The sequence below is a fragment of the Pantoea sp. NSTU24 genome (assembly GCF_050157905.1).
Lineage (GTDB): Bacteria > Pseudomonadota > Gammaproteobacteria > Enterobacterales > Enterobacteriaceae > Pantoea.
Genome location: NZ_JBKIWZ010000001.1, coordinates 731930 through 756843 on the forward strand (window position 1 = coordinate 731930; position 24914 = coordinate 756843).

Annotated in this window: 20 protein-coding genes and 1 pseudogene; 7 read left to right on the top strand and 14 right to left on the bottom strand. The window is 58.0% G+C overall.

Annotated features, from left to right (window positions below; genetic code table 11):
• Positions 1-4: 4 nt before the first annotated feature.
• From artM to ACLHDD_RS03655, 5 genes are all read right to left on the bottom strand, one after another.
• Positions 5-673 carry an arginine ABC transporter permease ArtM gene (gene artM, locus ACLHDD_RS03635; protein WP_313652533.1) on the bottom strand — a complete coding sequence of 223 codons (669 nt, stop codon included), beginning with the start codon at positions 671-673 and terminating at the stop codon, positions 5-7.
• A complete protein-coding gene (gene artQ / locus ACLHDD_RS03640) occupies positions 673-1389 on the bottom strand; it encodes an arginine ABC transporter permease ArtQ (RefSeq protein WP_427102980.1) in 717 nt (238 codons plus the stop codon). The genes artM and artQ overlap by 1 nt, the downstream gene beginning before the upstream one ends.
• Positions 1390-1395: 6 nt before the next feature.
• On the bottom strand, positions 1396-2127 hold the full coding sequence (gene artJ, locus ACLHDD_RS03645; RefSeq protein WP_313652531.1) for an arginine ABC transporter substrate-binding protein: 732 nt from the start codon (positions 2125-2127) through the stop codon (positions 1396-1398).
• Between the two features lie 15 nt (positions 2128-2142).
• Positions 2143-2871: an arginine ABC transporter ATP-binding protein ArtP gene (artP, locus tag ACLHDD_RS03650; protein WP_313652530.1), complete on the bottom strand. Its 729-nt coding sequence runs from the start codon at positions 2869-2871 to the stop codon at positions 2143-2145.
• 219 nt (positions 2872-3090) lie between these two features.
• On the bottom strand, positions 3091-3630 hold the full coding sequence (locus tag ACLHDD_RS03655; protein ID WP_427102981.1) for a lipoprotein: 540 nt from the start codon (positions 3628-3630) through the stop codon (positions 3091-3093).
• A 106-nt stretch (positions 3631-3736) separates the two neighbouring features.
• On the opposite strand from ACLHDD_RS03655, the gene ACLHDD_RS03660 reads away from it, so the two are divergent.
• Together ACLHDD_RS03660 and ACLHDD_RS03665 are read left to right on the top strand one after the other, a co-directional pair.
• Positions 3737-4057, top strand: coding sequence for a heavy metal-binding domain-containing protein (locus tag ACLHDD_RS03660; RefSeq protein WP_128085259.1), 321 nt, complete (start codon positions 3737-3739; stop codon positions 4055-4057).
• Positions 4054-4878 (top strand): N-acetylmuramoyl-L-alanine amidase, encoded by an 825-nt coding sequence (locus tag ACLHDD_RS03665; RefSeq protein ID WP_427102982.1) that lies wholly within the window; start codon positions 4054-4056, stop codon positions 4876-4878. Before ACLHDD_RS03660 ends, ACLHDD_RS03665 begins: the two co-directional genes overlap by 4 nt.
• A gap of 5 nt (positions 4879-4883) precedes the next feature.
• On the opposite strand, the pseudogene ltaE reads toward ACLHDD_RS03665, so the two are convergent.
• The 3 genes and pseudogenes from ltaE to ACLHDD_RS03680 form a co-directional block, all read right to left on the bottom strand.
• Positions 4884-5887: pseudogene (gene ltaE / locus ACLHDD_RS03670) on the bottom strand (low-specificity L-threonine aldolase).
• A 65-nt stretch (positions 5888-5952) separates the two neighbouring features.
• Positions 5953-7674, bottom strand: coding sequence for a ubiquinone-dependent pyruvate dehydrogenase (poxB, locus tag ACLHDD_RS03675; protein ID WP_427102983.1), 1722 nt, complete (start codon positions 7672-7674; stop codon positions 5953-5955).
• Between the two features lie 278 nt (positions 7675-7952).
• A complete protein-coding gene (locus tag ACLHDD_RS03680) occupies positions 7953-8852 on the bottom strand; it encodes a lysine exporter LysO family protein (RefSeq protein WP_427102984.1) in 900 nt (299 codons plus the stop codon).
• Positions 8853-8979: 127 nt separating this feature from the next.
• Between ACLHDD_RS03680 and ACLHDD_RS03685 the strand changes: the two genes are divergently transcribed.
• Positions 8980-10617 (top strand): DUF2813 domain-containing protein, encoded by a 1638-nt coding sequence (locus ACLHDD_RS03685; protein WP_427102985.1) that lies wholly within the window; start codon positions 8980-8982, stop codon positions 10615-10617.
• 62 nt (positions 10618-10679) lie between these two features.
• On the opposite strand, the gene cspD is transcribed toward ACLHDD_RS03685, so the two are convergent.
• Entirely contained in the window at positions 10680-10904 is a 225-nt protein-coding gene (gene cspD / locus ACLHDD_RS03690; RefSeq protein ID WP_427102986.1) for a cold shock-like protein CspD, read from the bottom strand.
• A 314-nt stretch (positions 10905-11218) separates the two neighbouring features.
• Between cspD and clpS the strand changes: the two genes are divergently transcribed.
• Both clpS and clpA read left to right on the top strand, forming a co-directional pair.
• Complete coding sequence (gene clpS, locus ACLHDD_RS03695; RefSeq protein ID WP_003849318.1) at positions 11219-11539, top strand: ATP-dependent Clp protease adapter ClpS; 321 nt, start codon at positions 11219-11221, stop codon at positions 11537-11539.
• A 52-nt stretch (positions 11540-11591) separates the two neighbouring features.
• Entirely contained in the window at positions 11592-13868 is a 2277-nt protein-coding gene (gene clpA / locus ACLHDD_RS03700) for an ATP-dependent Clp protease ATP-binding subunit ClpA (RefSeq protein WP_427102987.1), read from the top strand.
• A gap of 84 nt (positions 13869-13952) precedes the next feature.
• Here the strand turns inward: clpA and infA are convergent, their stop codons facing one another.
• The 5 genes from infA to trxB form a co-directional block, all read right to left on the bottom strand.
• On the bottom strand, positions 13953-14171 hold the full coding sequence (gene infA, locus ACLHDD_RS03705; protein WP_002211347.1) for a translation initiation factor IF-1: 219 nt from the start codon (positions 14169-14171) through the stop codon (positions 13953-13955).
• A gap of 343 nt (positions 14172-14514) precedes the next feature.
• A complete protein-coding gene (aat, locus tag ACLHDD_RS03710) occupies positions 14515-15207 on the bottom strand; it encodes a leucyl/phenylalanyl-tRNA--protein transferase (RefSeq protein WP_427102988.1) in 693 nt (230 codons plus the stop codon).
• Between the two features lie 33 nt (positions 15208-15240).
• Entirely contained in the window at positions 15241-16971 is a 1731-nt protein-coding gene (gene cydC, locus ACLHDD_RS03715; protein WP_427102989.1) for a heme ABC transporter ATP-binding protein/permease CydC, read from the bottom strand.
• Positions 16971-18740, bottom strand: coding sequence for a heme ABC transporter permease/ATP-binding protein CydD (gene cydD, locus ACLHDD_RS03720; RefSeq protein WP_427102990.1), 1770 nt, complete (start codon positions 18738-18740; stop codon positions 16971-16973). Before cydD ends, cydC begins: the two co-directional genes overlap by 1 nt.
• Before the next feature lie 142 nt (positions 18741-18882).
• Positions 18883-19851, bottom strand: a complete 969-nt coding sequence (trxB, locus tag ACLHDD_RS03725; protein WP_427102991.1) for a thioredoxin-disulfide reductase — start codon at positions 19849-19851, stop codon at positions 18883-18885.
• A gap of 520 nt (positions 19852-20371) precedes the next feature.
• On the opposite strand from trxB, the gene lrp reads away from it, so the two are divergent.
• The gene (gene lrp / locus ACLHDD_RS03730) at positions 20372-20866 is read left to right on the top strand and encodes a leucine-responsive transcriptional regulator Lrp (RefSeq protein WP_006118610.1); all 495 of its coding nucleotides are present in this window, start codon (positions 20372-20374) and stop codon (positions 20864-20866) included.
• A gap of 118 nt (positions 20867-20984) precedes the next feature.
• On the top strand, positions 20985-24749 hold the full coding sequence (locus ACLHDD_RS03735; protein WP_427102992.1) for a DNA translocase FtsK 4TM domain-containing protein: 3765 nt from the start codon (positions 20985-20987) through the stop codon (positions 24747-24749).
• Positions 24750-24914: the final 165 nt, after the last annotated feature.

The window sequence follows — 24914 nt, forward strand, 5'->3', positions numbered from 1 at the left end:
TCTGTCAGGAACGTCGTTCAAACGCCAGGGCGCGCTTCTCGATCAGTCGCATCATCAGCGTCAGCAGGCCGTTAACGCAGAGGTAGATCAGCCCTGCTGCGGCATAGACCGTAATGTCATAAGTGCGGCCATAAAGCAGCTGACCGTGGCCCATGACCTCCATCAGGGTGATGGTATAGGCCAGCGAAGTGCCTTTGAACACCAGCACGACCTCATTAGAGTAGGAGGAGAGCGCGCGTTTAAATGCATAGGGCAGCAGAATGCGCAGCGTATCTTTGCGGCTCATGCCGAGCGCCGCGCACGACTGCCACTGTCCGGCCGGAATAGCGCGCACGGCCCCGTAAAAGAGCTGCGTGGTGTAGGCGGCGCTGTTGAGCGACAGTGCCAGCATCGCACAGAGCCACGGCTGCGACAGTAAGTGCCACAGCCATGGCACCTGCTGCAGCGAAGGAAACTGTCCCGGCCCGTAGTAGATCAGGAAGATCTGTACCAGCAGTGGGGTGCCGGTAAACAGCGTGATAAAGCCTTTGACCAGCGGCGAAAACAGCGGCGTTTTCAGCGACAGCACGACGGTGAAGAGCAGCGCAAGCAGCAGGGCGACGATCAGGGAAGCGGCCGTCAGCGTCAGACTGGTGTGCAGCCCTTTCAGAAGTTCAGGTAAGTAGGCGAGCATCAGCTGTTCCCCCGTTCAAAGCGTGTCGTGCGCAGTTCGATGCGACGCAGCACTGCCTGGCTTAACAGGGTAATCACTAAATAGATCGCGGCGGCCACCAGGAACCAGGTAAAGGGCTCCTGGGTGCGGGTTGCGATACTTTTTGTCTGCAGCATCAGGTCATTTACGCTGATCAGCGACACCAGTGCGGTATCCTTGAGCAGCACCAGCCACTGATTCCCCAGACCGGGTAGAGCATGACGCCACATCTGCGGCATGATCAGTCGCAGGAAGATGGCCGACTTCTTCATGCCCAGCGCCTGACCCGATTCCCACTGACCCACCGGTACCGCTTTCAGGGCGCCGCGCAGCGTCTGCGAAGCATAGGCCGCGTAAAGCAGCGCCAGCGCAATCACACCACACAGGAAGGGACTGACATCGAAGTTTTCGATCTGCATCTGAACAGGCAGCTGAAACAGCCCGACGTTAAGCGTAAAGCCGTCGGAGAGAGTGAGCAGGAGCTGCGAGGCGCCAAAATAGATAAACAGCACCACCAGAATTTCCGGCAGGCCGCGGATCAACGTGACCAGGCCGGTGCCTGCCCACGCCAGCGGTTTCAGGCGCAGCGACTCCCAGCCAGCGAAAATCATCGCCAGCACCAGGCCAGCGACGAGAGCACAAACAGCAAGGCCGACGGTCATACCGGCGGCACTTGCGAGGGTCATCATTTCATTCATCAGAAATTACTGCTGGAACCATTTGCTGTAGATGGTTTTGTAGGTCCCGTCGGCTTTGATCTTATCCAGGGCACCATTGAATTTCGTCTGCAGATCGGTGTTACCGGTACGAACCGCAATGCCCAGGCCGGTGCCAAAGTAAGCTTTATCTGTCACTTTGTCGCCGACGGCTGCCAGCGCAGGATTCTTCTTCAGCCACTCGTTGACCACAGCGGTGTCACCAAATACCGCGTCAATACGGCCATTTTTCAGGTCCAGCACGGCATTCTGATAGCTGTCGTAAGGCACGACAGTGATCTCGCTGTGTTTATCCGTCAGGTATTTCTGATGGGTGGTGCCGTTCTGGACGCCAACGCGCTTGCCTTTCAGCGCGTCAACGCTGGCGACTTTGCCTTTCTGCGCCACGAACAGTGCCGAATTGTCATAATAAGGTTTGGTGAACAGCACCTGCTTTTCACGATCCGGCGTGATATCCATGCCTGCCATCACCGCATCGAAGCGACGGAATTTCAGGCTCGGGATCAGGCTGTCGAACGCCTGGTTAGTAAAGGTACAGGTGGCATCGATCTCTTTACAGAGCGCATTGGCCAGATCGACATCAAACCCCTGAATCTTGTTGTCAGCGTCCACGAACTCAAAAGGCGGGTAAGAGGCTTCGGTCGCAAAACGAATCGTCTGCGCCGCCGTGGCGCTCAGGCTAAAACCAGCAAGCAGTGCAGCAAGTACCATTTTTTTCATTTTTAGCATCCTGACTTAGTGCGAAAGATAGTGAGCAAACGCTTCGGTTTGCGGCTGTGTAAAACGGCTGGCATCGCCCTGTTCCACAATATGACCATTCTCCATATAGACGACGCGGCTGGCCGTTTTACGGGCCACTTCCACTTCATGGGTCACAATCACCTGGGTAATACGGGTCTGTGCCAGCTCGCGAATGATACTGACAATCTGTGCGGTAATTTCCGGATCCAGCGCGGCGGTTGGCTCATCGAAAAGCAACACCTGTGGCTCCATCATCAGCGCGCGGGCAATGGCCACACGCTGTTGCTGACCACCTGAAAGGTGCAGCGGAAACCGGTCGCTGTAAGGGGTCAGGCGCAGACGATCGAGCAGCTTGTCGGCACGGGCGCGGGCCTCACTTTTACTGAGACCTAATACCCGGCAGGGCGCTTCCATCAGATTCTGCAGCACGGTGAGATGCGGCCAGAGATTGTATTGCTGAAACACCATACCGACATTCTGCCGCAGTTCGCGGATCGCGGCGTCAGAAGGCTTCTGGCTGAAATCAAACTGATTGCCGGCAATCTGCAACTGACCTGAACGGGGCTGCTCCAGCAGGTTAAGCACCCGCAGCAGAGAGCTTTTCCCGGCACCGCTGGGACCCAGCAGCACAAGGGTTTCGCCTTGCGGACATTCAAGATTGATGTCGAACAGCGCCTGATGAGCACCGTAGAAGCAGTTTATTGCGTTTAGTTGAATACTCATGCGCCAGATTTGAATAGCTATTAGTATCGCGGATTTTAACGTCACCAGAATAGTTATGCAAATAAGGTGGGTTAAATTTTGTAAAACAGGCCTGAGCACGCAAAGTTTAGCACAATATCGTGCGCCGTCTGGCGCTGTGACGGGGCACAGGGGGAGGACAGAAACAAAAAAGCGCAGTGCCGGGCGGCAACTGCGCTTCTCTGCTTTACAATAACAGGATTATTTTTTTGCCTGCTCAAGGACCTGGCTCAGGCTGCCACCGGGCGTATGCGCAGGGTTTGCCATGTAGCGCACGTCATTCACGACCCAGCAGCTGCCCTGATGGATCATCAGGACCTCATCCTGCCACTTTTTATCGCCGCGGCTCAGATCGACCCGCAACGGAATATTGCGCGCGTCGCGGTTTGGGATGGTGGAAGCGTCAGCAACGCTGGCCGCCGTCGGACCCTGAGAGAGACTGGAAAAGAGATCGTTGCTACGCCACTGAGTGCCTGCACCGCTGCTGCTGGCCGCCTGCAACGAGTGATAAAGCGCATCACTCAGGTAAGGGCGATATTTTGCCAGCGTGTTGCTGTCGGGCAGCCCCTGAACAGGCTGCGCGATACGCAAATCGTAAAATTGCTGGGCCACCTGGTCAGGACCGCCTTCGATACAGGGTGCGGTACGCGGGCCATTATCCTTTGTCACGGGCTCAACGGTGGTACAGGCGCTGAGCAGCAGCGCCGCTGGGAGCAGGAGCGCAAACGCATTGTTTCTCATCTCGATTTCCTTATGGTTCTCTGGCAAGGTGCCCTTTTTAGCATAGAGTATAGTTGTGCTTTTTAGTCGAAAGAGCCCTGGTCCGGTTTTCAACGAGGAGAATACGATGAAATTTTCAACAACCCCCACACTGGAAGGTCACAGCATCAGCGAATACTGCGGTGTGGTCACCGGTGAAGCGATTCTGGGAGCCAACATCTTCCGCGATTTCTTCGCGGGCATCCGCGACGTGGTCGGCGGCCGTTCCGGCGCCTATGAGAAAGAGCTGCGCAAAGCGCGGGAGATCGCTTTTGAGGAGCTGGAGCAGCAGGCTAAATCGCTGGGCGCAAACGCAGTAGTCGGTATCGATATTGACTACGAAACGGTTGGCAAAGAGAGCAGCATGCTGATGGTCAGCGTCACCGGAACGGCGGTCATTATCCGGTGAAACGTGGCCTGCTGCTGGTGCTGGCACTGCTGCTGGCGGGATGCCATGCCGGAATTGAACCCCGTGAGGGCTACTGGGCCGACAAGCGTCATCCGGCCCAGGGCGCGCGGCCGCGGGTGAAAGTGATTGTGGTTCACTACACCGCCGAGGATTTTTCCTCATCGCTGGCGACTCTCACCGATCGTGAGGTCAGCGCCCACTATCTGATTCCGCGTCAGCCGCCGCAACGCGCCGGAAAGGGGATCCTGTGGCAGCTGGTACCGGAGCAGCAGCTCGCATGGCATGCGGGTCCCAGCTTCTGGCGCGGGGCCACACGCATCAATGACACCTCGATTGGCATTGAGCTGGTTAACCGGGGCTATCGCCGGACCCTGACAGGCCTCAAATGGCAGCCGTTTACTGACGCGCAGATCGCCGTGCTGGAGGCGCTGCTGCGCGACATTACGCAGCGCTACGGCATCACAGCGGAAAACATTGTCGGTCACAGTGATATTGCGCCGCAGCGTAAGCAGGATCCCGGTCCGCTGTTTCCCTGGCAGCAGCTGGCGCAGCAAGGCATCGGTGCCTGGCCCGACGCCAGTCGGGTCGCCTTTTATCTGGCCGGACAGGATCCGCATGCCGCGGTGCCTGCTGAATCCGTACTGGCGCGTCTGCAACGCTATGGCTATCCGGTTTCCGCAGGGATGAGCGCCCGGGAAGCGCAGAAGGTGATCGCCGCGTTTCAGATGCATTTCCGGCCTGCAGATTATCGCGGTCTGCCGGACGCTGAAACCGCCGCGATCGCCGCCGCGCTGCTGGAGAAGTATGGCGCGGCGGAGTAGCGCGGTTAGCGCTGTTGCAGGAAAGCCTTCCAGTGGGCGACAACCTGTGTCAGCGCCGCCCGGTCCGCATCCAGATGGGTGACCAGCCGGGTACGGGTGCCGACACTGATTAATACGCCGTGCGCCCTCATCCAGTCTCCCAGGGCGCTGACCTGCTCTTCCGGCACCGCCACAAACAGCATATTGGTCTGCTGATCAACAACGCTGACGCCCAGCGTCTGTAACTGCTCGCCCAGCCAGGCGGCATTGTCATGATCCTCCTGCAGGCGCGCCACGTTATGCTTTAACGCGTAGAGACCGGCCGCCGCTAAAATACCCACCTGGCGCATGCCGCCGCCGGTCATTTTGCGCCAGCGACGGGCGCGTGCGATCAGCGCCGCGTCGCCACACAGCAGGGAGCCCACCGGCGTGCCGAGCCCCTTTGAGAGACAGATGGTGAGGGTGTCACAGTAGCGTGCGATCGCCGCCAGCGTGGTCTGCTGGGCAACCACCGCGTTGAAAATGCGGGCGCCATCGATATGCAATGCCAGCTGATGCTGGCGGGTGAAGGCCCAGGCCTGCTCCAGATAGTCCAGCGGCAGGACTTTGCCGTGATGGGTGTTTTCGAGGCTCAGCAGACGGGTGCGGGCAAAGTGAATATCGTCCGGCTTGATGGCGGCCGCCACCACGTCAAGCGGCAGTGTGCCATCCTCCGCGGCCAGCACAGGCTGTGGCTGAATGCTGCCCAGCACCGCCGCACCGCCCGCCTCATATTTGTAGTTGTGCGCCTGCTGGCCCACGATATATTCATCGCCACGTTCGCAGTGACTCAGCAGCGCCACCAGGTTGGCCTGGGTGCCGGTCGGAAAAAGAGTGCGGCAGCTTTGCCGCTCAGCCGCGCCGCTTCCGCTTCGAGGGCATTCACGGTAGGGTCGTCACGATAGACGTCATCCCCGGTTTCGGCAGACATCATCGCGCTTAACATGGCGGCGCTTGGCCGGGTCACGGTATCACTGCGTAAATCGATCACCTTATGCTCCTGAACGTGGCGGAAAAAAAGGCGGGCCTCGCGCCCGCCCTGATGGCCTTTCTGTTTTACCGCAGCCAGTTGGTTTTCGCCAGTTCTACCACCTCGTCACCGCGACCATTCATAATGGCGCGCAGCATATAGAGGCTGAAGCCTTTAGCCTGCTCCAGCTTGATCTGCGGCGGCATCGCCAGCTCCTCTTTGGCGGTGATCACATCCACCAGCACCGGGCCGTCATGAGCAAAGGCTGCTTCCAGCGCGCCATTGAGATCTGAGGCCTTTTCCACACGGATCCCGCGGATGCCACAGGCTTCAGCAATAGCGGCGAAATCGGGATTATTCAGCGCCGTGCCGTCGGTCAGATAGCCGCCCGCCTTCATCTCCATCGCCACGAATCCCAGCACGCTGTTGTTGAAGATCACGATTTTCACCGGCATTTTCAGCTGCGCCAGCGAGATAAAATCGCCCATCAGCATGCTGAAGCCGCCATCACCGCACAGTGCGACGACCTGACGATGGCGATCAATCGACTGCGCGCCCAGTGCCTGCGGCATCGCATTCGCCATCGAACCGTGATTAAACGAACCCAGCAGGCGACGTCTGCCGTTCATCTTCAGATAGCGCGCCGCCCAGACGGTCGGGGTGCCGACATCGCAGGTAAAAATAGCATCGTCGCTGGCGTAGCGGCTGATCTGCTGGGCCAGATATTGCGGATGAATCGCCTGCTTATCGTTAGGCTGCGCCAGCTCGTCCAGACTCTTACGCGCCTCGCCATAGTGCTTCACCGCGCTGTCGAGATGGCGGCTGTCGCTTTTCGGCGTTAATTGAGGGAGCAGCGCCTGCAGCGTGCTTTTTACATCGCCCACATAGGCCTGGTCGACGTGGCAGTGAGAGCCCAGGCTGCCGGGATTAATATCGATCTGGATAATCCGGGCTTTTTCCGGGTAGAAGGCGCGATAGGGAAACTGGGTGCCCAGCAACACCAGCGTGCCAGCGTTCATCATAGCGTGGAAGCCAGATGAGAAACCGATCAGGCCGGTCATGCCAACGTCATACGGATTGTCATATTCAATATGCTCTTTCCCGCGCAACGCATGAACTATCGGTGCCTTCAGCGCCTCCGCAAGAGCGACAACTTCCTGATGCGCCCCGGCACAGCCGCTGCCGCACAGAAGTGTAATCTCTGAGGCTTCATTCAGCGTTTGCGCCAGCTGCGCCAGTTCGGCGGGCTGGGGCAGGACCTGCGGCAACTGCGGTGGATACCATTCTGCGCGGGCGCTTTCCGGTGCTGGCTGCAGGGCGATATCCCCCGGCAATACCACCACAGAGACCCCGCGATTCAGGATCGCCTTTCGCATCGCAATGCCCAGTACCTGCGGTAGCTGCTCCGGATTAGACACCAGTTCGCAGTAGTGGCTGCATTCGCGGAACAGCTCCTGCGGATGCGTTTCCTGGAAATAGCCGCTGCCGATTTCGCTGGAGGGAATGTGTGCCGCAATCGCCAGAACCGGCACGCGGTTACGGTGGCAGTCGAACAAACCGTTGATCAGATGCAGGTTACCCGGTCCGCAGGAACCGGCACAGACCGCCAGTTCTCCGCTGATGTGCGCTTCCGCACCGGCTGCAAAGGCAGCGACCTCTTCATGACGGGTGGGCATCCACTCGATGGTACCCATGCGATTCAGGCTGTCGCTCAGGCCGTTCAGGGAGTCTCCGGTGACGCCCCAGATGCGTTTTACGCCTGCGCTTTCCAGCGTTTTAGCGACCAGTGCCGCCACGGTTTGTTTCATGCGCTTCTCCTTTATCGATCCGTCCGGCAACGTGACGTGACCAGAACTGAAAAAAGAAGCGTAGACGACACGGCAGAAAAGCAGGCGTGAAAAAATGCGCTGGCAGGGCCACGGCGTGAAGAGGGCGGATAGCCACAGGCGCGGCTGGCGGTCCGCCATTTGACGGCGAAGGGAGGCGGATCAGCGCGGAACGGCTGATCCTGACCGCACGATAACGCGCCTTATTTTCACGCGGCGTCCGGAGTGGGGCCGGCCGCCACGGACGGGCGCGTCCTGGGTCAGGCAGAAAAGAGGGCGATAAGAATCGGTGCCAGCAGGCTCATCACAAAGCCATGTACGATGGCGGCCGGGACAATCTCATTGCCGCCTGCCCGCTGCAGCACGGGCAGGGTAAAGTCCATGGAGGTGGCACCGCACAGGCCCAGCGCGCTGGAGCGATGACGGCCAATCAGCGCCGGAATCAGCATGATCGCCACCAGTTCACGAATCAGATCGTTAAAGAAGGCGGCGCTGCCGGTGACGGGGCCAAAGGCCTCGGTCATCAGGATCCCGGAGAGCGAGTACCAGCCAAAGCCGCTGGATAAGGCCAGACCGGTTTTCACCGGCATGCCCAGCAGCAGCGCCGCCATCACGCCGCCGATAAGCGCACTAATCAGCACGACGCTGGCGACCAGCATGCCCCGGCGGTTGAGGATGATCTGACGCAGCGTCATGCCGCTGCCGCGCAGCTGAATCCCCACCAGGAACAGCAGAAAAATCAGCGCATATTCGCTGGCTGTGGCGGCATGGTGCAGGAGGGGCCACTGGGTCAGGCCAAGCAGAAAACCGATCACCACGACGCCGCAGAGCTTCAGGGAGTCCAGCGCCATATTGAGCCGCGAGGGCAGTTTCTCCTGCCGGTGACGATGCTGCCAGGGGGCAAATTTTTCCAGACCGCGCAGCGCCAGCAGGTTACAAAGCAGAATGCAGAAGGCCGCCACCAGCGCAGTGTGAAATATCGCCAGCAGATTGCTGCCGAGGTTGTCGAGGAACGCCAGGCTGATCCCCATAAAGAACAGGATCACATAGACCATCCACCCCAGCAGCTGATTGACGCGGCGCAGCATGGCCGTCTGACGAAAGGGTAACAGCCAGCCCGCGATCAGGGGCAGCAGAATAATCAGGAGTCCGGAATACATAGCAGAGGCCATCCATGGAGGAAAGAGGCCACACGCTAGCGAAAAAGCGTGACGGAGTAAACCCCGTTGCGGCTTGACCGGCTGGCTGACGGCAACCATGCTCTTTATAACCGGAGGAAGGACGCCTATGATTCTGGAACATATCGACATTCGCGGTTTTCGCGGCATCAATAAGCTCTCACTGCCCTTAACGCGGACCACTCTGCTGATTGGTGAAAACGCCTGGGGAAAATCCAGCCTGCTGGATGCCCTGAGCCTGCTGCTTTCGCCCCATGAACCGGCCTACGTTTTTACTCAGGACGATTTTCACTTCACGCCGGGTGACATCACCGACGCCATGCGCCGTCTGTCGGTGGTGTTTCACTATCGGGATGATGGCCGCGACCCGGACGCGATCTTCTCCCCCTTCTGGCAGCAGGATGCGCAGGGCCAGCGCTGGATCTGTTACAGCGTCAGTGCGACCTGGCGGGAGAGCGGCATCGAATCCCGTCGCCGTTTCGTAGACGCGCAGGGTCAGCGCTTAACGGAGCAGAACTGCGCGGCGGCGATTGCGCTGTTGCTGAAACGCTATCCGGTGCTGCGCCTGCGCGACGCCCGCTTCAGTAAACGACCGCGAAATCGTCCGCCTGTCACCACCGCGCATCCGGAACTGCTGGCGGGCATGGAGAGTCTGGCACGTGATTTGGAGCGTCATCCGCAACAGCTCAGCGACGACGTTCTGCGGCAGGGGCTGAAAACCATGCAGCAGCTAATGCAGCACTACTTTCTGGTGCAGCCGCCGGAGGCCGTTAACGCGCCGCGCGACCGGGAATCGCACACGCGCGACGGCATGCACGGCTGGCGCGCGCTGGATCACCTGAATCAGTTAATTGCCGGCACCGATTCCCGCAGCCGCCGGTTGATACTGCTGCAGATGTTTACCCTGCTGATAGAGGCGCGGGGAGAGGTGCCGCTGGCCGCCGATGCCCGGCCGCTGCTGCTGATTGAAGATCCGGAAACCCGGCTGCATCCAATAATGCTGTCAGTGGCCTGGAACCTGCTGAAACTGTTACCGCTACAGAAAATCGCCACGACCAATTCCGCCGAGCTGCTGTCACAGGTACCGGTGGAGCACGTCTGCCGGCTGGTGCGCGGGCCGTCGCGTGTCGCAGCCTGGCGCATCGGGCCGGAAGGGCTGAGTGCAGAAGAGAGCCGTCGCATCGGCTTTCATATCCGGGTAAACCGGCCGGCCGCCCTGTTTGCCCGCTGCTGGTTGCTGGTGGAGGGCGAAACGGAGGTCTGGATCATGCATGAGCTGGCACAGCAGTGCGGCTACAATTTCGCGGCTGAAGGGGTGAAAGTGATTGAGTTTGCGCAGTCGGGCTTAAAGCCGCTGCTGAAATTTGCCCGGCGGATGGGCATAGCCTGGCATGTCCTGACGGATGGCGATCAGGCAGGTAATAAATATGCCAGTACGGCGCGCGCGCAGCTGCAGCCGGGTGAACCTGAATCCCGTTTTCTTACGCAGCTACCTGCTCTGGATATGGAAAACTTTCTCTACCATCAGGGGTTTCAGGCTGTCTATCATGAGATGGCGCACCTGCCGTTAAACGTACCGATGAGTTCCAGGCGTATTATTACTAAAGCCATCCATCAGAGTTCGAAACCAGAGCTGGCAATCGCCGTCGCCAGCGCCGCTGCAGAACGGGGTACGCAGGCTATTCCTGCACTGCTGCGGCAGATGTTTGATCGGGTTGTGGGGCTGGCGCAGGGACAGGCAGATTAACGTCTTGCGCCCAGGAAAATGCCAGCGGCACTGGCTGGCATGTCTGGAGCGGGTTCAGGCGGTCAGGCAACGGCCTGCGGCGTCCCGACCGGAACGATGAGGCTGGCGTGATTGCCTTTCGGGCCTTCATGCACATCAAACTGAACCTGCTGGCCTGCCTTCAGCGTTCGGTAGCCCTCCATCTGGATGGTGGAGTAGTGCGCAAAAATATCTTCGCCACCGCCGATCGGACAGATAAAGCCAAAGCCTTTGGAATTGTTGAACCATTTAACTGTGCCCGTTTCCATGCTTTTACTTCCCTCGCTAGACATTTTATAAGTAGGTGAGGTCTTAGCGCTGTGAGTCGCATTTGATTAAAACTCAATCAGCCTGTGCAGGTAGAATGTAGAGAAAGCGCCGCTGGCGTCAAGCAAACCACCGGGCCAGGTGGGGGAAAATTCATCAAAATTTGAGGTGGTTAACGCTATTACGAATTTTGTGATGCAGGTCGCGCAGGGAAATTTCTGAATAAATTTTCAGCAGCGATCAGCCGCTTGACAGGCATGTTAAACTTTCAACATGAAGCCTCAGAAAGGCTAAAGCACAATCTCAACGGAACACTATGGCAAACACAAACGACTGGCTTAACTTTGAACATCTGGCCGAAGACAAAGTACGTGAAGGGTTAAAGCCACCTTCAATGTATAAAGTCATTCTGAATAATGACGATTATACACCTATGGAATTTGTTATTGACGTCGTACAAAAGTTCTTTTCTTATGATGTTGAACGTGCAACGCAACTGATGTTGAAAGTTCACTATCACGGCAAAGCGATCTGTGGTGTATTTACTGCAGAAGTCGCGGAAACAAAAGCGGCCCAGGTGAACAACTATGCGCGGGAAAACCATCATCCGTTGCTGTGTACGCTGGAAAAAGCCTGAACCCGTCTCCATATAGGAAGCTGGTAAGGGCGATAATTGGGGGAGGTGCCTAATGCTCAATCAAGAACTGGAACTCAGTTTAAATATGGCTTTCGCCAGAGCGCGTGAGCACCGTCATGAGTTTATGACCGTCGAGCATCTGTTACTGGCATTGCTCAGTAACCCGTCGGCCAGAGAGGCACTGGAAGCCTGTACGGTGGACATGGTGGCTCTGCGGCAGGAACTCGAAGCCTTCATCGAACAGACCACACCGGTGCTGCCCGCCAGTGAAGAGGAGCGCGATACACAACCGACGCTCAGCTTCCAGCGCGTCCTGCAGCGTGCGGTTTTCCATGTCCAGTCATCCGGTCGCAGCGAAGTGACCGGGGCGAATGTGCTGGTCGCCATCTTTAGCGAGCAGGAGTCGCAAGCGGCTTATCTGTTACGTAAACATGAAGTGAGCCGCCTTGATGTGGTGAACTTTATCTCTCACGGTACACGCAAAGATGAGCCGGGCCAGGCGCCAGGCGCTGAAAATCCGGTTAACGAAGAGCAAGCAGGCGGGGAGGAGCGTATGGAAAACTTCACCACCAATCTTAATCAGCTTGCTCGCGTCGGTGGGATCGATCCACTGATTGGTCGCGATAAAGAGCTGGAACGTACCATTCAGGTTCTGTGCCGTCGTCGTAAAAACAACCCGCTGCTGGTGGGTGAATCAGGTGTAGGTAAAACTGCCATTGCAGAAGGTCTCGCCTGGCGTATCGAGCAGGGCGACGTTCCGGAAGTGATGAAAGAGTGCACCATCTACTCGCTGGATATCGGTTCGCTGCTGGCGGGCACCAAGTACCGTGGTGATTTTGAAAAACGTTTCAAAGCGCTGCTGAAGCAGCTGGAGCAGGACGAACACAGCATCCTGTTTATCGATGAGATCCATACCATCATCGGTGCCGGTGCGGCGTCAGGCGGCCAGGTCGATGCGGCTAACCTGATCAAACCGCTGCTCTCATCGGGCAAGATCCGGGTGATGGGCTCCACCACCTATCAGGAGTTCAGCAACATCTTCGAAAAAGATCGTGCGCTGGCCCGTCGTTTCCAGAAGATCGACATCACGGAACCTTCTGTCGAAGAGACCGTACAGATCCTGAACGGCCTCAAAACCAAGTACGAAGCGCATCACGATGTGCGTTACACCGCGAAAGCAGTGCGTGCTGCCGTTGAGCTGGCGGTGAAATATATCAACGATCGTCATCTGCCCGACAAGGCGATTGACGTGATTGATGAGGCGGGTGCCCGTGCGCGCCTGATGCCAGCCAGCAAGCGTAAGAAAACCATCAACGTCTCTGACATTGAAACGGTCGTGGCGCGTATTGCCCGCATTCCGGAGCAGAGCGTGTCGGCAACCGACCGCGATACGCTGAAAAATCTGGGCGATCGCCTGAAAATGCTGGTGTTTGGTCAGGACAATGCTATCGAGGCGCTGACCGAAGCGATTAAGATGAGCCGCGCCGGTCTGGGCCAGGATCGTAAGCCGGTCGGTTCCTTCCTGTTCGCCGGTCCGACCGGTGTCGGTAAAACGGAAGTCACCGTGCAGCTGGCGAAAGCGCTGGGTATTGAGCTGCTGCGTTTCGATATGTCTGAGTACATGGAGCGTCACACCGTCAGCCGTCTGATTGGTGCGCCTCCTGGCTACGTCGGCTTTGATCAGGGCGGTCTGCTGACCGATGCCGTGATTAAGCATCCTCACGCGGTCGTTCTGCTGGATGAGATCGAGAAAGCGCATCCGGATGTCTTTAACCTGCTGCTGCAGGTGATGGATAACGGTATGCTGACCGATAATAACGGTCGCAAAGCGGACTTCCGCAACGTGGTGCTGGTCATGACCACTAACGCCGGTGTGCGCGAGACCGAACGTAAATCAATTGGTCTGATTCATCAGGACAACAGCAGCGACGCGATGGAAGAGATCAAAAAGATCTTTACGCCAGAGTTCCGCAACCGTCTCGACAACATCATCTGGTTCAGTCACCTGTCACCAGAGGTGATCCATCAGGTGGTCGACAAGTTTATTGTCGAACTGCAGGCGCAGCTGGATGCCAAAGGCGTGTCGCTGGAAGTCAGCGATGAAGCGCGTGACTGGCTGGCTGAGAAGGGCTATGACAAAGCGATGGGTGCCCGTCCGATGGCGCGCACCGTGCAGGATAGCCTGAAAAAACCGTTAGCCAATGAACTGCTGTTTGGTTCGCTGGTGGATGGTGGCTCAGTGTCGGTGGCACTGGATCGTGAGAAGGGTGAACTTACCTATCACTTCCTGAGCGCAGAAAAACGCAAAACGGAAGGCACGGTGCACTAAGCCCTGCTGCAGAAATGAAAAAGGCCGGATTATTATCCGGCCTTTTTTTCGCTGCGTAATGCAAGGCGATAAAATTACTGCAGTTTAGCGACTACGGAAGACAATGCGGCCTTTGCTCAGGTCGTACGGGGTCAGCTCAACGGTCACTTTGTCACCCGTCAGGATACGGATGTAGTTTTTGCGCATTTTACCGGAGATGTGAGCAGTAACCACGTGTCCGTTCTCAAGTTCTACGCGGAACATGGTGTTAGGTAACGTATCCAGTACGGTACCTTGCATTTCAATATTGTCTTCTTTGGCCATCGAATCCTCTGGGTGTACTACCTTTCAGTTGAACCGGCAAGATAATGCCCAATTCAACGATTTATGTAAAGAACCGTCGGCGATTTCGCCAACGCTTTGCTGGGGTGCACGCCATGGCGCGCATCCGGTGAAATTAGGGTGTTTATGTGGCGTCTGCAGGGGACTGGCGGGCTAAGAATCTGTATCAACCGGTTACACGCGCACGATTGAAAACAGTTCCGGGAGTGCGTTGAGATTCCCAGCCTGGCAATTCCGGCTCAGGATTGCGAAGCGCGGACGACATACCAAACCCGGCTATTATACCACTTAACCGCCTTTATGTGTGCAAAACATCTCAACATGGCTAAAAAAGGGTTTGTGTCTGCCAGCAGCCTTCGCTGACCGGCTGGTTCACCAGGCGTTGCACATACTGCAGATAGTCAGCCCGCGAAATCTCCTGTGCACCCAGTGAAGCGGTATGGGAATTAAGGACCTGGCAGTCAATCAATTGTCCCTGATGCCGGATGAAGTGCTGGCAGAATACCCAGAGTGCGGTTTTTGAGGCATTCTGCTGGCGGCTGAACATCGACTCGCCACAGAAGATTTGTCCCAGCGCAAGTCCATACAGGCCACCGACCAGCTGCTGTTCATTCCACACCTCGACAGAGTGCGCATGGCCCAGCTCATAGAGTCGCAGCCAGGCCCGTTTCATCTCAAAGGTGATCCAGGTGCCTTCATCGCGACCGCTGGCACAGCCTTCGATCACCGCGGCAAACGACTGATTCATCGTGACGCGATAGGGCGATTGACGGTGGAAACGTTTCATGCTGCGGCTGAGATGAAACTGCTCAGGCAGCAGCACCGCGCGGGGATCGGGCGACCACCAGAGAATCGGGTCGCCGGACGAAAACCAGGGAAAGATGCCGTGCTGATACGCGTTAAGTAACCGGGCAGGAGAGAGATCGCCCCCCATGGCCAGCAGACCATTAGGTTCGCGCAGGGCCATTTCAGGTGGCGGAAAGTTCAGAGAGTCCCGTGACAGTTGTACCAGTCTCATTGCGTTATGTTACTCATCAGCGTTTCGCTATGACTATAACGCAATACGCTGCCGGAAACGCCAGTAGCGGCCTGATTTTGAGATTAATTCGGCATGGCTGCCCTGTTCAATAATGTCGCCATTATCCATCACGCAGATGCGATCCATCTGTTCGAGACCGCTGAGCCGATGGGTAACCATTATTACGGTCTTACCTGCGGTTAGCTGCTGCAGCAGCGCGAGAATATGCTGCTCGGTTGTGGCATCCAGACCTTCTGTTGGTTCATCCAGCAGCCAGAGATCGCCATCATGCAACAGCGCGCGCGCCAGGGCGAGTCGGCGCAGTTCGCCACCTGAAAGCGGACGGCCGCCTTCACCCAGCCAGGCGTTCAGCCCTTCGGGGTTTTCAGGCAGCCGCTGCAGACCGACATCGTTCAGGGCGCGGATAAGCCGCTCGTCACTGGCGTCGGGACAGGCCAGCAGGAGGTTATCGCGCAAGCTCTGACTGAAAAGATGAACACGCTGCGTGACCACGCTGATGCGCTGGCGCAGTTCAGGCTCTGACCAGTCAGCAATGGGTCGGTCGTTAAGGCTGATCGCCCCATGCTGGCTCTCCCAGCTGCGGGTTAACAGGGCCAGCAGTGTAGATTTTCCGCAGCCGGTTGGCCCCAGAAGGGCTATGCGCTCGCCCGCGGCCACCTCAAGACAACAGCCTTTCAGCACTTTCTCCGCACGGCCAGGGTAACTGAAATCAAGCTGGTCGATGCGGACGGTCAGGCTGCCAGGCCGCGCCGCCGACGCTGCCGGAAAAACGATCGCGGGAGGCTGGTCAATCACCTCACTGACCCGCTGAGCGGCCGCTATCACCTGCGACATGGGCAGAAAGGCTCCGGCGATCGGGGCCAGCGCTTCAAAGGCCGCCAGTGAACAAAATACGACCAGCGCAATCAGCGAACCGGGCAGCTGCTGGTCGCTGATGGTGGCGGCGCTGAGCCAGAGCAGCAGGGTGACCGTCACGCCGCTGATCAGCAGCAGCAGGCTCTGCGCCGTCGCCTGCAGATGCTGTTGCTGGCGCTGAGCCTGCTGCCAGCGCTGTTCATCCGCATCAAGCTGCCGACGCCACTGCTGCGACGCGCCATACAGCGTGAGTTCCGCCTGCGCCGACAGCCACTGCGTCAGCTGTAAGCGCCAGCGGGCGCGGCCACGGGCAATGGTAATACCGGCAGGCGAGCCAAGGCGATAAAACAGCGCAGGCATCAGCACCAGGGTGGCCAGCATGATCCCGCCCAGCGTCAGTGCCAGCGGAACAGCGATCAGGCTCAGCCCGAGTGTTACCACCACAATGACCAAAAAAGCGCCCGTCAGCGGCGAGATAACACGCAGATAAAGATGATCCAGCGTATCGACATCGGCCACAAAGCGGTTAAGCAGGTCTGCCTGGCGGAACAGCGAGAGCTGCCCCGGTGAGAGCGCCATCAGACGACCAAACGTATGAACACGCAGATGCTGCAGGACTCTGAACGTCGCGTCATGACTGACCAGGCGTTCGGCATAGCGTGCGGCCGTGCGAATGATCGCGGCTCCGCGTACGCCCGCCGCAGGCAGCATATAGTTGAAAGTATAAAGTCCGGCGACGCCTGCCACGGACGAGGCGGCAAGGAACCAGCCGGACAGGGTCAGCAGGCTGATACTGGCCAGCAGGGTCACAATTGCCAGTACGAGCCCCAGCGCCAGGCGAAAAGGGTGCCGCTGCCAGAGACGAAGAAAAGGATGCAGGGCGGACATCAGTGGATCTCCTGTTGACGATGCTTCAGCATCTCACTGAAGGCACCCGGCTGTTGCGAGAGTTGCGCCCAGCTTCCCTGCTGCACCAGTTTACCCGCATCCATCACCCACAGGATCGGCCAGCGGCTCAGCGTGTCGATCTGATGGGTAATCATCAGCGTGGTCTGACGGGTCGCGGCCTGGTTCAGCGCCACCATCACATGACGTTCACTCAGCGCATCGAGGCTGGCGGCAGGTTCATCGAGCAGTAAAAGATGGGCAGGTTTACAGAGTGCGCGCGCGACCGCGATGCGCTGCGCCTGGCCCACGGAGAGCAGACTGCCCCCTTCGCCTGGCGGCGTGTCGATGCCCTGCGGCAGACGGGACAGAAACTCGGTAATGCCGCACGCGTCGAGCAGCGCGTCAAAACGGTCGGCCTCACAGGTGGCGCCCATCAGAATGTTGTCGCGCAGGGTGGCGGCCGGTAACTGAGGATTCTGTCCTACCCAGCTAATCTGCTGATGCCAGTCCGTTCGCCGTATCTCGCGCAGCTCTGTGCCGTTGACCGTCAGGGATCCCTGATAGGGCAGGAAACCCAGCAGAGCGTTCATCAGGGCGGTTTTACCGGCCCCGCTCTGGCCGACCAGCGCAATCTGTTCACCCGGGGCGATAGTGAAAGTGAGGGGCCCGCACAGCACCTGGCCATCGGGGGCGCAGACACAGAGATCCGTGGCGATCACCGAAACAGCGCCACTGGCGGTAAAAGGTTGCTGGCCTTCCTGCGGCGCGGTGTCGGGCGTAGCCTGCATAAACGCTTCAAGCGCATCTGCGCCGCCGACCGCCTGCGCTTTGGCATGATAAAACGCGCCAAGATCGCGCAATGGCTGGAAAAATTCGGGGGCAAGGATCAGCACCAGAAAACCGGCAAACAGTGTTACGCCCTGGCCGTAATCGCCGAAATGAAGTTCGCCCAGATAGGAGAAGCCAAAGTAGACGGCCACTACCGCAATCGCGAGTGAGGCAAAGAACTCCAGCACCGCAGAGGAGAGAAAGGCGAGGCGCAGCACCTCCATCGTCCGCTGACGAAAATCGAGGGTAGCCGCGGCCACGGCCTGCTGCTCGGCTGCAGCGCGATTGAAGAGTCGCAGCGTTTCCCGGCCACGCAGGCGATCGAGAAAGTTACCACTCAGCCGGGCCAGCACCAGAAAGTTGCGGCGGTTAGCTTCAGCTGCGCCCATCCCGACCAGCGCCATGAATAGCGGAATCAGCGGGGCAGTGGCAAAGAGGATCAGCCCGGCTGTCCAGTTGAGCGGAAAAATGGTCAGAAGAATGCTGCACGGGATCAGCGCCGCCAGGGTCATCTGCGGCAGATAGCGCGCGTAATACTCCTGCATCTCTTCGATCTGCTCCAGCAGCAGCGTCGCCCAGCTTCCGGCAGGCTTTCCCTGAATCCACGCCGGGCCCAGCTGAGCTAACCGGTCCAGTACCTGCTGGCGTAACGCCTGACGGATGGCCTGGCCGGCCCGGAATCCGGTCAGTTCACGGGCATAGTGAATCAGGGCGCGCAGCCCAAAGCAGAGCAGCAGCAACATGATGCTGAACGTCAGGTTTTCACGCGGTTGCCGGTCGATAATCAGGGCCTGAAGGAGTGAGGCCAGCAGGGCCGACTGGGCGATAATCAGCAGGGCACCTGCCATGCCCAGCAGCGTATTGAGCCGCAACCAGCGACCGGCGAAACGACGTTGCTGACGAAGCCAGCGGGTAAGGTGCTGCTGCCGCGATTTGTCCATGCGAGACCATGCTAAATGTCGATGACGGGATAATGAGAAGGGCGTTTCGCGCGCTTCCGAGGCAAGAATCTAGCATGAGGGCAATAAAAAAGGCGACTGAAAAACCGTCGCCTCGAACATTTGAGATCAGAGGGTTAACAACTTACTGATCGTTTTTAACCAGTCCGTCAAGAAAACGCTCAGCGTCTAACGCAGCCATACAACCGGTGCCTGCTGATGTGATCGCCTGGCGGTAAATATGGTCCATCACATCGCCTGCCGCGAAGACGCCAGGAATGCTGGTCTGGGTGGCATTGCCGTGCAGACCTGACTGCACTTTGATGTACCCGTTCTCCAGCGCCAGCTGGCCCTCAAAGATGGCCGTGTTCGGGCTGTGCCCGATAGCGACAAAGAGGCCCGCGACATCCAGCGTTTCCGTCTCATCGCTGTTCTGGGTAGAGCGCAGCGTCAGACCGGTTACGCCCATCTGATCGCCAGTCACCTCTTCCAGCGTACGATGGGTGTGCAGCACGATATTGCCGTTACGCACTTTTTCCATCAGACGGTCAATCAGGATCTTCTCAGCGCGGAAGCTGTCGCGACGGTGAATAAGATGCACTTCGGCGGCAATGTTCGCCAGGTAAAGCGCCTCTTCAACCGCCGTGTTGCCGCCACCGATGACCGCCACTTTCTGATTACGGTAGAAGAAACCGTCGCAGGTCGCACAGGCGGAAACGCCTTTGCCTTTAAACGCCTCTTCAGAGGGCAGACCCAGATAGCGCGCTGATGCACCGGTCGCGATGATCAGCGCATCCGAGGTGTATTCACCGCTGTCGCCCGTCAGGCGGAACGGACGGTTCTGCAGATCCACGGTATGAATATGATCAAAAATGATCTCAGTATTAAATTTTTCGGCATGCTCATGCATACGTTCCATCAGCGATGGACCTGTCAGATCGTGCGGGTCGCCCGGCCAGTTTTCTACCTCGGTAGTGGTGGTCAGCTGTCCGCCTTTTTCCAGACCGGTGATCAGCACCGGATTCAGGTTGGCGCGTGCAGCATAAACGGCTGCGGTATAACCCGCTGGGCCGGAGCCCAGAATGAGTAACTTACTGTGTTTGGCCGTACTCATGCGTTCCTCAGTTTCATTCGGCTGACATAGCCTGCGATTGTAGGGAATATCTGGCGGCAATGACAAGGCTTAGCCAATTTTGTTAACGATAGCTGCAAACGGCGTAGACGATGAGTGGCAGTTTTGCCTGCGTGATGCGCTAAAAGGGGGCAAAACTCGGGTTAAACCGGTGCATGAGCGGAAAAATATTCATTTAAAAACAGATACCCAGCGGTCTGTCTGGCATCTTGTCCTGAATTTGGTGATTTTACTTTGACAATCGCCTGCGCATTTGCGAAAACATTATCAGAAGTGAATAACATTTATCGGCACAAAACAGGTTTTCATCGCCTGTTTTGCATGTAACGCCGGATAAAAGCAGCCTGATATGGATAATGACGCATGATGTGGACAGACAGCATGCGTCATATCGATAAGTCTTATTACTCAGGCTCTGTTAGCTCACTTCAGAAATGCCCCGAACAATGAGCGTTTTCAGGGCGTGGCAGGTAAAGGGAAGGAATGAAGAGAGACAATAATAATGGTAGACAATAAGAAACGCCCCGGGAAAGACCTCGACAGAATTGACAGGAATATTCTGAACGAACTTCAGAAAGATGGTCGCATTTCAAACGTAGAGCTTTCCAAACGCGTAGGCTTATCGCCTACGCCATGTCTTGAGCGCGTGCGCCGCCTCGAACGTCAGGGATTCATCCTTGGCTATACCGCACAACTGAACCCGCACTATCTCGATGCCTCTCTGCTGGTATTTGTTGAGATTACTCTGAATCGTGGTGCGCCGGATGTGTTTGAACAATTTAACGCCGCCGTACAAAAACTTGAGGAAACTCAAGAGTGTCACCTCGTTTCTGGTGATTTTGACTACCTGCTGAAAACCCGCGTTCCTGATATGTCTGCCTATCGTAAGCTGCTCGGTGAAACCCTGCTGCGCCTGCCGGGCGTAAACGACACGCGAACCTATGTGGTGATGGAAGAGGTCAAACAGAGTAACCGGCTGGTGATCAAAACCCGCTGATGCGGCGCAGGTGCAAAACCTGTGAGATTTCGGTACACTCCTGTGAATTCATACAGGATCAGCGTCGGGTTTGCCCGACGCTGTTGCTTCTTACTTTACAGGCACCTGGAGAGTCCTCTTGAGCCAGGAATACACAGAAGACAAAGACGTTTCGTTACAGTCGCTGAGCAGTGGACGTCGTCTGCTGGAAGCGATGCTCATTCTGGTGGCGCTGTTTGCCATCTACCTGATGGTTTCTCTGGTCAGTTTTAATCCTTCCGACCCGAGCTGGTCGCAGACGGCCTGGCATGAACCCATTCACAATCTCGGCGGCAGCCCCGGTGCCTGGCTGGCCGACACCTTACTCTTCATCTTTGGTGTGATGGCGTATGCCATTCCGCCCGTTATCCTGGGGCTGTGCTGGATTGCTTTCCGGCAGCGCGACAATCAGGACTATTTCGACTATTTTGCTGTCGGGCTGCGCTTAATTGGCGTGCTTGCGCTGGTGGTGACGACCTGTGGTATGGCGGCGCTGAATGCCGACGATATCTGGTACTTCGCCTCCGGCGGCGTAATTGGCAGCCTGGTCAGTAACGCAATCGCTCCCTGGTTCAGTCCGGCGGGCGGCACGCTGATGCTGCTCTGCGTCTGGGCGGCGGGTATTACGCTCTATACCGGCTGGTCATGGCTCACCATTGCAGAACGGATTGGTGGCGTAGTAATGGGTGTGCTGACGTTTGCCAGTAATCGCTCACGTCACGATGAGCCGTGGCAGGAAGAGGATGACGATCGTGATGCGCACGAATTCGCCGATCTGCCTGAGATGAGTGGGGCGGAGCAGGACGACGATGTGCTGCTCTCTGCGCCACGTACCGCGTCCGCGCCGTCACAGCCAGACCCGCTGCTGGCTAAAGCCGCCGCAGCAACCAGCGCAGCCGTCACGGCCACCGTCGAAGCGGCCGGCGTCACGCCTGCCGTTGCCACACCAGCTGCTGCGGGTACCCCTGCGTCTGCTGCTGCGCATACGGCCCCGGCGCCGGTTGCACCGGCGGCGGCCATTCCGGCGTCGCAGCCGTTGGCTACCCCTGCGCAGAGCGTTCCTGCGCCTTACAACACCCCAGCGGCTGCGCAGAGCGCTCCTGACGCTTACAGTGCTCCGGCAGCCGCGCAGAATACACCTGAGCCTTATGCTACTCCGGCGGCACAGAGTGCATCTGCTCCGGCGGCCTCCCCGCCGCTTTATCATTTCGAAATGCCGGACGAGGCACCAGCCGCGCCATCGTTCAGCGCTTATGACGATGATGAGCCCAGAATGGGTAACTGGCGGGATGCAACGGCGGTGCCTGCCGCAGCTGCTGCGACCGCAGCAGCCGCAGCATCGGCCACGCGTACCGCGCCTGTGTTCGACTTAGCGCCTGAAACCTCGCTTAATCCGCAGGTTAAACAGGGTATCGGACCGGCATTACCACGTCCTAATCCGGTCAAACTGCCGACCCGTCGTGAACTGGCTTCCTACGGTATCAAGTTGCCGTCTCAGCGCATGGCCGAAGAAAAAGCCCGAGCGGAAGAGCGTGAAATGGCACCGGCGCAGCGTCAGGCGTCAGTGGCTGAGGCCGAAGAGGCGCAGCAGCAGGCTGAGCTGCGTCAGGCTTTCCAGTCTGAGCAGCAGCAGCGCTACGGCACCCGCTGGCAGCAGGATGAGGAAGAGGAACAGGATGCACAGCAGCAGGATGCGCTGGCGCGTCAGTTTGCCGAGCAGCAACAGCAGCGCTACCAGCCTGACGGGAAGAAAGAGCCGGTGCTGAATATCGATACCGCTTCTGCGTTTGATTTTTCACCGATGAAAGATCTGGTGGATGAGGGCCCGACCGAACCGCTGTTTACCATTGCGGCGGCGCCGGAACCGGAAGTGCCCGCGGTTTCACATGAGCCCTGGCAGCAGGTAAGCGAGGTTGCAGAACCTCAGGCGGCGGCGCAGGTGCCTGCACCGTCCCGCTTTGCGCCGGCTGAACCGGCTTACGCTGCTCCGGCGGAATCCGCTTACCGTGCACCGGCCGCCCCGGCTGAACCGGTTTACGCTGCTCCGGCGGAATCCGCTTACCGTGCATCAGCCGCTCCGGCTGAACCGGCTTACGCTGCTCCGGCGGAATCCGCTTACCGTGCACCGGCCGCCCCGGCTGAACCGGTTTACGCTGCTCCGGCGGAATCCGCTTACCGTGCATCAGCCGCTCCGGCTGAACCGGCCTCTGTAAAGCCTGCCGCGTCGTCTGCGTATGGCGCACCTGCGGCACCCGCTTACTCGTCACCGGCGTATGGCACACCCGCTGCCGCGCCTGAACCTGCTGAAGAAGCGAAGCCGTCACTGCATGACAGCCTGATTCACCCGTTCCTGATGCGACATGAACAGCCGCTGGAGAAACCGTCCACACCACTGCCTTCTATGGATCTGCTGACCGCGCCTCCGGCCGAGGAAGAGCCGGTAGATATGTTCTCGCTGGAGCAGACCGCCCGTCTGGTTGAGGCACGCCTGGGCGATTATCGCGTGAAAGCCGAAGTCGTCGGTATCTCGCCTGGCCCGGTCATCACCCGGTTTGAGCTGGATCTGGCACCTGGCGTGAAAGCGGCGCGCATCTCCAATCTGTCACGTGACCTGGCGCGCTCACTCTCTACCGTTGCGGTGCGCGTGGTCGAAGTGATCCCTGGCAAACCCTATGTCGGTCTGGAACTGCCGAACAAACATCGTCAGACGGTTTACCTGCGCGAAGTACTGGACTGCCCGAAATTCCGCGACAACCCGTCACCCCTCTCGGTCGTGCTGGGTAAAGATATTGCCGGACAGCCAGTGGTCGCCGATCTGGCCAAAATGCCTCACCTGCTGGTCGCCGGTACCACCGGTTCCGGTAAGTCTGTCGGCGTGAACGCCATGATTATCAGCATGCTCTACAAGGCAACGCCTGAAGAAGTGCGCTTCATTATGATCGACCCGAAAATGCTGGAGCTGTCGGTCTATGAAGGCATTCCGCATCTGCTGACCGAAGTCGTCACGGATATGAAGGATGCGGCCAATGCGCTGCGCTGGAGTGTGGGTGAGATGGAGCGTCGCTATAAGCTGATGTCGGCGCTGGGCGTGCGTAACCTGGCGGGTTATAACGAAAAAGTGGAGCAGGCCGAGGCGATGGGTCGCCCGATTCCCGATCCGTTCTGGAAGCCGGGCGACAGCATGGATATGACGCCGCCGGTTCTGGAAAAACTGCCTTACATCGTGGTAATGGTCGATGAGTTTGCTGACCTGATCATGGCCGTGGGCAAAAAGGTTGAAGAGCTGATTGCGCGTCTGGCACAGAAAGCCCGTGCCGCCGGTATTCACCTTGTGCTGGCGACCCAGCGTCCTTCTGTGGATGTTATCACCGGGTTGATCAAGGCCAACATCCCAACACGTATCGCCTTTACCGTGTCCAGCAAAATCGACTCCCGCACCATTCTTGATCAGGGCGGTGCAGAGTCCCTGCTGGGCATGGGTGACATGCTTTATATGCCGCCGAACTCCTCGCTGCCAATTCGTGTACACGGTGCGTTTGTTCGTGACCAGGAAGTGCATGCGGTGGTGCAGGACTGGAAAGCCCGTGGTCGTCCGCAATATATCGACAGCATCACTGCAGGCGAAGAGAGCGAAAGCGCGGGCGGAATGGACAGTGATGAGGAGCTGGATCCGCTGTTTGATCAGGCCGTCAGCTTTGTCATCGATAAGCGGCGGGCGTCAATTTCAGGCGTTCAGCGTCAGTTCCGCATTGGCTATAACCGCGCGGCGCGTATCATTGAACAGATGGAAGCACAGGGCATCGTCTCTGCACCCGGACACAACGGCAACCGTGAAGTGCTGTCGCCTCCGCCGCACGATATGTAGTAAATGATATGTTTTGAAACATGATTCAATGAGCCAGTTTTCACTGGCTCATTGTTTTCAGGGAGCTAACCCCCATATCTTAATCAGCTTTCGGTTTTTTCCTCTGTTCTGATGGCGGAACGGCGACCAGGCTTAATGCAGTAATCGATGGGAACGTTTAAATAA

Coding starts and splice junctions, on each gene's coding strand:
- poxB (WP_427102983.1), bottom strand. CDS start 7,674: ATGAAACAAACCGTGGCGGCACTGGTCGCTAAAACGCTGGAAAGCGCA.
- lrp (WP_006118610.1), top strand. CDS start 20,372: ATGGTAGACAATAAGAAACGCCCCGGGAAAGACCTCGACAGAATTGAC.
- trxB (WP_427102991.1), bottom strand. CDS start 19,851: ATGAGTACGGCCAAACACAGTAAGTTACTCATTCTGGGCTCCGGCCCA.
- cydD (WP_427102990.1), bottom strand. CDS start 18,740: ATGGACAAATCGCGGCAGCAGCACCTTACCCGCTGGCTTCGTCAGCAA.
- cydC (WP_427102989.1), bottom strand. CDS start 16,971: ATGTCCGCCCTGCATCCTTTTCTTCGTCTCTGGCAGCGGCACCCTTTT.
- artP (WP_313652530.1), bottom strand. CDS start 2,871: ATGAGTATTCAACTAAACGCAATAAACTGCTTCTACGGTGCTCATCAG.
- aat (WP_427102988.1), bottom strand. CDS start 15,207: ATGAGACTGGTACAACTGTCACGGGACTCTCTGAACTTTCCGCCACCT.
- ACLHDD_RS03680 (WP_427102984.1), bottom strand. CDS start 8,852: ATGTATTCCGGACTCCTGATTATTCTGCTGCCCCTGATCGCGGGCTGG.
- ACLHDD_RS03685 (WP_427102985.1), top strand. CDS start 8,980: ATGATTCTGGAACATATCGACATTCGCGGTTTTCGCGGCATCAATAAG.
- clpS (WP_003849318.1), top strand. CDS start 11,219: ATGGCAAACACAAACGACTGGCTTAACTTTGAACATCTGGCCGAAGAC.
- artM (WP_313652533.1), bottom strand. CDS start 673: ATGCTCGCCTACTTACCTGAACTTCTGAAAGGGCTGCACACCAGTCTG.
- ACLHDD_RS03660 (WP_128085259.1), top strand. CDS start 3,737: ATGAAATTTTCAACAACCCCCACACTGGAAGGTCACAGCATCAGCGAA.
- ACLHDD_RS03655 (WP_427102981.1), bottom strand. CDS start 3,630: ATGAGAAACAATGCGTTTGCGCTCCTGCTCCCAGCGGCGCTGCTGCTC.
- clpA (WP_427102987.1), top strand. CDS start 11,592: ATGCTCAATCAAGAACTGGAACTCAGTTTAAATATGGCTTTCGCCAGA.
- artQ (WP_427102980.1), bottom strand. CDS start 1,389: ATGAATGAAATGATGACCCTCGCAAGTGCCGCCGGTATGACCGTCGGC.
- infA (WP_002211347.1), bottom strand. CDS start 14,171: ATGGCCAAAGAAGACAATATTGAAATGCAAGGTACCGTACTGGATACG.
- artJ (WP_313652531.1), bottom strand. CDS start 2,127: ATGAAAAAAATGGTACTTGCTGCACTGCTTGCTGGTTTTAGCCTGAGC.
- cspD (WP_427102986.1), bottom strand. CDS start 10,904: ATGGAAACGGGCACAGTTAAATGGTTCAACAATTCCAAAGGCTTTGGC.